The organism is Sinomonas sp. (genome assembly GCF_051955515.1).
Taxonomy (GTDB): Bacteria; Actinomycetota; Actinomycetes; order Actinomycetales; family Micrococcaceae; genus Sinomonas.
The window spans coordinates 1-7,804 of the sequence record NZ_JBQCGQ010000220.1 but is presented as its reverse complement, the minus strand read 5'-3'; the positions used below and the strand labels follow the sequence as shown (position 1 = coordinate 7,804).

At 67.1% G+C, this 7,804-nt stretch carries 7 protein-coding genes; all 7 read right to left on the bottom strand.

Features of this window, described 5'->3' with window-relative positions:
• A partial coding sequence (locus ACTHL9_RS13100; RefSeq protein ID WP_440519676.1) for a phosphoglycerate kinase occupies positions 1–813 on the bottom strand: 813 nt, incomplete at its 3' end.
• Between the two features lie 41 nt (positions 814–854).
• Positions 855–1,862, bottom strand: a complete 1,008-nt coding sequence (gene gap, locus ACTHL9_RS13095) for a type I glyceraldehyde-3-phosphate dehydrogenase (protein WP_440519674.1) — start codon at positions 1,860–1,862, stop codon at positions 855–857.
• A 255-nt stretch (positions 1,863–2,117) separates the two neighbouring features.
• Entirely contained in the window at positions 2,118–2,753 is a 636-nt protein-coding gene (locus ACTHL9_RS13090; protein ID WP_440519673.1) for a superoxide dismutase, read from the bottom strand.
• A gap of 77 nt (positions 2,754–2,830) precedes the next feature.
• On the bottom strand, positions 2,831–3,811 hold the full coding sequence (gene whiA / locus ACTHL9_RS13085) for a DNA-binding protein WhiA (protein WP_138413731.1): 981 nt from the start codon (positions 3,809–3,811) through the stop codon (positions 2,831–2,833).
• A gap of 77 nt (positions 3,812–3,888) precedes the next feature.
• Positions 3,889–4,899 (bottom strand): gluconeogenesis factor YvcK family protein, encoded by a 1,011-nt coding sequence (locus tag ACTHL9_RS13080; RefSeq protein ID WP_440519671.1) that lies wholly within the window; start codon positions 4,897–4,899, stop codon positions 3,889–3,891.
• Complete coding sequence (rapZ, locus tag ACTHL9_RS13075) at positions 4,899–5,822, bottom strand: RNase adapter RapZ (RefSeq protein WP_440519670.1); 924 nt, start codon at positions 5,820–5,822, stop codon at positions 4,899–4,901. The genes ACTHL9_RS13080 and rapZ overlap by 1 nt, the downstream gene beginning before the upstream one ends.
• Before the next feature lie 13 nt (positions 5,823–5,835).
• Entirely contained in the window at positions 5,836–7,776 is a 1,941-nt protein-coding gene (uvrC, locus tag ACTHL9_RS13070) for an excinuclease ABC subunit UvrC (protein ID WP_440519668.1), read from the bottom strand.
• Between the last annotated feature and the right edge of the window lie 28 nt (positions 7,777–7,804).

Genomic DNA, 7,804 nt, shown 5'->3' with positions numbered 1-7,804 from the left:
CACGAATTCGGTGCCGGCCGCCGTCGCGCGCTCGAGGTAATCCTGGACGGTGCCGATCTGGTCACCCTCGAGGAGGCTCGAACCCACCTGGTGGCCTTGGGCCGCGAGGAAGGTGAACAGCATCCCGCCGCCCACGAGCAGGCGGTCGGCCTTGCCGATGAGGTTGTCGATCACCGCCAGTTTGTCAGAAACCTTCGATCCGCCGAGGACCACGACATAGGGCCGCTCAGCGCCCTCCGTGAGACGCCGAAGGACCTCGACCTCCGCCCGGACGAGTTCGCCGAGATAGGACGGCAGGAGCGAGGCGATGTCGTAGACGCTCGCGTGCTTGCGGTGCACCGCGCCGAACGCGTCATCGACGTAAGCCCCGTTCTGGCCGGTGAGGCCGGCGAGCTCGCGGGCGAACTCGTGGCGCTCGTCGTCCACCTTGCTCGTCTCGCGCGCGTCGAAACGCACGTTCTCGAGCACGAGGACCTCGCCGTCGCCGAGTGCGGCGGCCAGCTCCTGGGCGCTCGGACCGACCACGTCGTCCGCAAGCCGCACCGGGAAGCCGGCAAGCTCAGCGAGGCGGTCAACCGCAGGGCGCAGGGAGTACTTCTCGTCCGGGATCCCCTTGGGTCGGCCAAGGTGGGCCATCACGATGACGCGGGCGCCGGCCTCGGCCAGCTTCGCGATCACGGGCAGGGACGCGCGGACGCGGCCGTCGTCGGTCACGGTGGACCCGTCGAGCGGCACGTTGAGGTCCGAACGGACCAGAACGTGCCGCCCACGGACACCTTCGGCGAGCAGCTCGTCGAGAGTGTGTGCAGTCATGGACTCAGGCTATCCGAGTTCCCCGTTCGTTACGGCGGATCTCAGAGCTTGGACGCAACGAGCTCGGTGAGGTCCACGAGACGGTTGGAGTAGCCCCACTCGTTGTCGTACCAGGAGACGACCTTCACCTGATTGCCGATGACCTTGGTAAGGCCCGCGTCGAAGATCGACGACGCCGGGTCCGTCACGATGTCGGAGGAGACGATCGGGTCCTCGGTGTAGGAGAGGTAGCCCGCGAGCGGGCCGGACTCCGAGGCAGCCTTGACCGCCGCGTTGACCTCGTCCTTGGTGACCTCGCGGGAGACGGTCACCGTGAGGTCGGTGGCCGAGCCCGTGGGGACCGGGACGCGGATCGCGTAGCCGTCGAGCTTGCCCTTGAGCTCGGGAAGCACGAGGCCGATCGCCTTGGCGGCACCCGTCGACGTCGGCACCATGTTGATGGCGGCGGCGCGCGCACGGCGCAGGTCGCGGTGCGGGCCGTCCTGGAGGTTCTGGTCCGCCGTGTAGGCGTGGACCGTCGTCATGAGGCCGCGCTCGATGCCGAAGGCGTCGTTGATGGCCTTAGCGAGCGGGCCGAGGCAATTCGTGGTGCACGAGGCGTTGGAGATGATGCTGTGGTTCGCGGGGTCGTACGTCTCGTCGTTGACACCCATGACGATCGTGACATCCTCGTCCGTGGCCGGAGCGGAGATGATGACCTTCTTCGCACCCGCCGAAAGGTGCTTCTTGGCGTCCGCAGCCTTTGTGAAGAAGCCCGTGGACTCGATGACGATGTCGACTCCGAGCTCGCCCCAAGGGAGGTTCGCCGGGTCGCGCTCCGCAAGGACCTTGATCTCATTGCCGCCGACGACGATATTGCCGTCGCGCGCCTCGACCTTCTCCGTGAGTCGGCCGGTGATCGAGTCGTACTTGAGCAGGTGCGCCAGAGTCTCGGGGCTCGTGAGGTCATTGACGGCCACGATCTCGAGATCGGCTCCCTGGGCGAGCGCCGCGCGGAAGAAGTTACGGCCGATCCGGCCGAAGCCGTTGATGCCGATGCGGGTAGTCACTCTGGTTGCTCTCCTTGATGCTCAGCCGAGCACCCCACCTAGGTGACTGCTCGGACTGTCTGAACGGTCTCGCACATCATTGGGCAGAGATTTGCACAAGGAAAGGCCTGCAGCCCGAGTCTCCATTGTCATGGCTGAAAGGCTGGTGGCCTTTCCGCACCCCATCCTACGGAAAAAGGGCCCGTCCGTGAACAGACGGGCCCTTGACCAGTGAAATCCGCGCAATGTGACGGAAATCTCAGAATCTCACATGGGTCAGGCGGGGAGGACGAGCCCCTGAGCGCCGGAACGTGCGGCGGCGAAGCGCTTCGCGACGTCCTCCCAGTTGACGATGTTCCAGAACGCCTTGACGTAGTCAGCCTTGACGTTCACGTAGTCGAGGTAGAACGCGTGCTCCCACATGTCCAGCATGAGCAGCGGAACCGTCGCAACGGGGATGTTGCCCTGCTGGTCGTAGAGCTGCTCGATCACGACGTTGCCGCCGAGGGGCTCGTACGCGAGGATGGCCCAGCCGGAGCCCTGCAGGCTCGTCGCAGCTGCGCTGAAGTGGGCCACGAACTTGTCGAACGAGCCGAAGGCGTCGTCGATCGCCGAGGCAAGCTCGCCCTCGGGCTTGTCGCCCCCGTCCGGGGACAGGTTGTTCCAGAAGATCGAGTGGTTCGTGTGGCCGCCGAGGTGGAACGCCAGATCCTTGCTCAGGCGCGTGACGTCGGCGAAGCTGCCGGCCTCGCGGGCCTCGGCGAGCTTCTCGAGCGCCGTGTTAGCGCCAGCCACGTACGTCGCGTGGTGCTTGTCGTGGTGGAGTTCCATGATCCGTGCCGAGATGTGCGGTTCGAGGGCCGCGTAATCGTACGGGAGCTCAGGCAGTACGTAGGTCACAACTTCCTCCATCGGTCGGTTTCCCGCCGCACGGTACATCGCACGGCGAGCTGGTGACGGCTCCATCCTATGCAGATGGGCGAAGCTGCTCAGCCGTCGAGCATTTCGGGCGTAACGTTCGCCTCGGTGCCGGGAATCCCGGTCTCCGCTGCCTTCTTGTCCGCCATGGCGAGCAGCCGGCGGATGCGCCCGGCGATCGCATCCTTCGTCAGGGGCGGATCCGCGAGCCGGCCCAATTCGTCGAGGCTGGCCTGCTTGTGCGCCACGCGAAGTTCCCCGGCGTAGCGAAGGTGCTCCGGGACGTCGTCGCCCAGGATCTCCAGCGCCCGCTCAACCCTCGCTCCTGCCGCGACCGCGGCCTGCGCGGAGCGGCGCAGATTCGCGTCGTCGAAATTCGCGAGGCGGTTCGCGGTGGCGCGCACCTCTTTGCGCATGCGCCGCTCTTCCCAAGCCATGAGGGCATCGTGCGCGCCCATGCGGGTCAGGAGGGCCGCGATGGTATCGCCATCGCGGACGACGACGCGATCCACCCCGCGGACCTCCCGCGCCTTGGCCGCGATGCCGAGGCGGCGCGCGGCGCCCACGAGGGCGAGGGCGGCCTCGGGGCCGGGGCACGTGACCTCCAGCGAGGAGGAGCGGCCCGGCTCCGTGAGCGAGCCGTGGGCGAGGAAGGCACCCCTCCAGACAGCTTCGGCGTCCGCGGCGGAGCCATTGACGACGGCGGAGGGCAGTCCGCGGACAGGCCGCCCCCGGTTGTCGAGGAGGCCCGTCTGGCGAGCGAGGGCTTCGCCTTCCCGCACGACGCGCACCACATACCGGCTCCCCCGGCGCAGCCCGCCGCCGGAGACGACGATGATTTCCGCCGAGTGCCCGTATACCTCCGCAATCGCCGTCTTGAGTCGCCGAGCCGTCGACGCCAGGTCGACTTCAGCCTCGATCACAATCCGCCCGGAGATGATGTGAAGCCCGCCGGCGAAACGCAGCATGGCGGATACCTCGGCCTTGCGCTCGGACGACTTCTTGACCGCAAGATGCGAGAGCTCTTCCTTGACGCTCTGGGTCAGAGCCATCCTTCTGCCATCCCCTCCGGCCCCGACGCCTGCGCCGCCACTGACCACTGCTGCTTCTGTCTTCAACGCTGCCCGCGTCATTTCCTGTTGCCCGAGAACACCTCGTGGTAGGCCGCCGCGAGCCGGAGCGGATCGTGCACCGCGCGGTGGCCGGAAGCTCCCACTCTACCGAAGTGAACCTCGGCGCCGAGTTCGGCGGCCGCACGTTCGAATTCACCCGTGTTCCCCACCGTGCCGATCTCGGCGATGACGGCGTCGACAGTGAACTCGGGCGCAGCGCGCTGCAGGACCCGCAGATGATCCGCTGCGGACATTCCCGTGGTCTCCATCGTCTCCATCGTGAGGTTCATCGCGAGGCACCGGCGTGCCGGTGTGTCGGAGAGGGCCTGGCGCATCTCCGGAAGGAGCAGATGCGGGAGAACCGACGTGTACCACGACCCTGGGCCGAGGACGACCCAGTCCGCGAACTCGATGGCGCTCAGCGCTTCCGGGCAAGCGGGGGCGTCTTCGGGGAGGAGGCGGACGTCCTCGAGCCGCCCGGCAATGGCGCACGCGGCCTGGCCCCGGATGAGCTCACCCGGCCCGCCGTCCCTCGCCGCGGCGGTTCCCTCGATCATGAGCGGCACCTGCGACATGGGAAGGACCTGGCCGCGGGCACCCAGCAGGGCCCCGGCCCAGCGGAGGCCGTCCACGACATCGCCCAGCAGTTCGCACAGTGTCATGATGAGCAAGTTGCCCATCGCATGGTTCTCAAGACCGCTCGTCCCTGCTGGTGAGCGGAAACGGTGCTGCATGACGTCGCGCCAGGTCCGCCCCCAATCGGTGTCGTCGCAGAGCGCAGCAAGAGCCATCCGGAGATCGCCCGGGGGGATGACGCCGAAGTCGCGGCGAAGGCGCCCGGAGGAACCGCCGTCGTCCGCAACGGTCACGACGGCGGTGAGGTCCGCCGTCAGGAGGCGCAGCGCCGACAGCGAGGCGGAGAGCCCATGACCTCCTCCGAGCGCGACCACGGAGGGTCCCTTGGGGACACCGCCCGAGGTCCCCGCGCCGGGAGGGATGAGCGGCAGCTGACCGGTGAACATGGCCATCACTCCCGCCCGAGGTCACGGTGAGCTGTGGTCACCGTGACGCGCGGCTGCTGCGAGAGCCTTTTGGCGAGCTCCTCGACGATCGCCACCGACCGGTGCTTTCCGCCGGTGCAGCCGACGGCAATCGTCGCATAGTGCTTGTTCTCCTTGCGGTAGCCCGCGAGCACGGGCTCGAGCGCGTGGACGTAGCGGGTCACAAACTCCTCGGCGCCATTCGCCACAAGCACGTAATCGCGCACGTCGGGGTCCAGTCCCGTATGCGCGCGCAGCTGCGGGATCCAGTGGGGATTGGGGAGGAACCGAACGTCTGCCACGTAATTGGCGTCTGCGGGGAGACCGTATTTGAACCCGAAGCTCATGACGTTGATGCGCAGCGTCACCGGGCCCTTCTCGGAGAAGAGTTCGGTGATCGCCGTCGCGAGACCATGCACGTTGTAATCGGACGTGTCCAGCACGAGCGTCGACTGCTCCCGGAGCTCGGCGAGAATCTGGCGCTCGGCGGTGATGCCGTCCAGGATCCGTCCCCCGCCCTGAAGCGGGTGGGGACGCCTGCCTTGCTCGAAGCGCCGGATCAGCACGTCGTCTGTTGCGTCGAGGAACAGCACCCGGTATTCGACGCCCCTCGAGTCGAGCGCATGGAGGGCCTCGCGGATGTCGGCGAAGAGGGCCTTGCTCCGGACGTCCATGACGACGGCGAGCTTGGGGATGCGGTCCGACGCGTGCGAGACGAGCTCTGAGAGCGTTCCGAGGAGCTGCGGCGGCAGGTTCTCCACGACGTACCAGCCGTGATCCTCAAGGGCATTCGCCGCGGTGCTTCGCCCCGCACCGGACATCCCAGTGACGATGAGGAGTTCCGCGGCCTGCGGCTTGACGGGGGTCAGCTCAGTGGGCTCATGCGGGTCCGCCGCGCTGGTCTGGGTCATGGGGCCAGCCTAGCTAAGACTCCAGGATTTCGCCGGTTGCGTAGTTGACCGCCGGTGCCGTCTCTTCCAGCCCCGGGGCATGGAACTTGCCATAGACCGACGCGGCAAGTGTCGGCCCTACGCCAGCGACCTCTGCGATCTCCTCCGGGGTTGCTGCACGCAGCCGCTTGACCGAACCGAAGTGGGTCAGGATCGCCTTCTTGCGGGCGGGGCCGAGACCCGGAACGTCGTCGAGCACGGAAACAGTCATGGCCTTGCCTCGCCGCTGCCGATGGAACGTGATGGCGAACCGGTGGGCTTCATCGCGGATGCGCTGGAGCAGATAGAGGCCCTGGGAGGCACGCGGGAGCACCACCGGGAAGTCGCCTTCCGGCAGCCAGACCTCCTCGAGCCTCTTTGCGAGCCCCACCACCTGGACCTCGTCCGATGAGATGCCGATTTCGGCGAGTGCCTTCACCGCCGCCGTGACCTGGGGTTGGCCGCCGTCGACGACGACGAGGTTCGGCGGGTAGGCGAACTTGCTGTGCTGATCCCGCTCCGCGACCGGGAGCTCCTTCTCCGCGAGGTAGTTGCGGAACCGCCGGGTCAGGACGTCGTGCATGGCGGCCGTGTCGTCGCGCGCCGCCTCGCCCGTGACCGTGAATTTGCGGTATTCGGACTTCTTCGCGATCCCGTCCTCCACGACGACCATCGAGCCCACCACGTTGGTGCCCTGGACGTGGGAGATATCGAAGCTCTCGATGCGCAGCGGCGGCTCAGGCAGCTCGAGCGCCTCCTGAAGCTCTTGCAGGGCCAAGGATCGGGTCGTGATGTCGCCTGCCCTGCGCACCTTGTGGAGCTTGAGCGCCTGGACTGCGTTCTCATGCACGGTCTTTGCGAGGGCAGCCTTGTCGCCGCGCTGGGGGACACGAAGGCTCACCCTCGCGCCGCGCAGGTTCGAAAGCCATTCCGTGAGCTGCTCGGCGTCGTCCGGCATGACGGGGATGAGGACCTCGCGGGGGATCCGCGCATCCGTCTCCGCCTGCGCCCCATAGACCTGCTGCAGGAGATGCTCGATGAACGCCGGCCCGCTCGCCTCCTCGACCTTCTCGACGACCCAGCCGCGCTGGCCTCGGATCCTCCCGCCGCGGACGTGGAACACCTGCACCGCCGCCTCGAGTTCGTCCTCTTCGATGGCAAAGACATCCGCGTCGGTGTCCTCCGACAGGACAACGGCGTTGCGCTCGAAGACCTTCTTCATGGCGATGATGTCGTCCCGGAGTGACGCCGCGGCCTCGAAGTCGAGTTCCTCGACGGCCGCAGCCATGCGCTTCTCGAGCTGGGAGATGAAACGCTTGGCCTCGCCGCCCATGAAGGCGCAGAAGTCCTCGGCCAGCGCCCGGTGCTCCTCAGGAGTCACACGGCCAACGCACGGAGCGGAGCATTTGTCGATGTAGCCGAGCAGGCAGGGACGTCCGCTCTGCTCGGCCCGCTTGAAGACGCCCGCGCTGCAGCTGCGCACCGGGAACACCTTGAGGAGGGTGTCCATCGTCTCCCTGATGGCGCCTGCGGTATACGGTCCGAAGTACCGCGTCCCCTTGCGGCGGTCGCCCCGCATGACCTGGACCCGGGGGAACTTCTCCCCCATGGTCACCGCCAGATACGGGTACGTCTTGTCGTCGCGGAAAGCGAGGTTGTACCGCGGCGAGAACTCCTTGATCCATGTGTACTCAAGTTGGAGGGCTTCGAGTTCGCTGCCCACCACTGTCCATTCGACGCTCGCCGCCGCGTGGACCATCGCATACGTCTTGGGCAGCAGCGTGAGCGGGTTGGCGAAGTACGAGGTGAGCCGCTGGCGGAGGTTCTTCGCCTTGCCCACGTAGATGACTCGGCCATGGGGGTCCCGGAAGCGGTAGACGCCTGGGTCGTTCGGGATCTCGCCGGTTTTCGGCCGGTAGCTCGCTGGATCTGCCACTGCTCCAGTTTAGTTAAGGCTGTGCCGG

Coding starts and splice junctions, on each gene's coding strand:
- rapZ (WP_440519670.1), bottom strand. CDS start 5,822: ATGACCCAGACCAGCGCGGCGGACCCGCATGAGCCCACTGAGCTGACC.
- ACTHL9_RS13080 (WP_440519671.1), bottom strand. CDS start 4,899: ATGGCCATGTTCACCGGTCAGCTGCCGCTCATCCCTCCCGGCGCGGGG.
- ACTHL9_RS13090 (WP_440519673.1), bottom strand. CDS start 2,753: ATGGAGGAAGTTGTGACCTACGTACTGCCTGAGCTCCCGTACGATTAC.
- whiA (WP_138413731.1), bottom strand. CDS start 3,811: ATGGCTCTGACCCAGAGCGTCAAGGAAGAGCTCTCGCATCTTGCGGTC.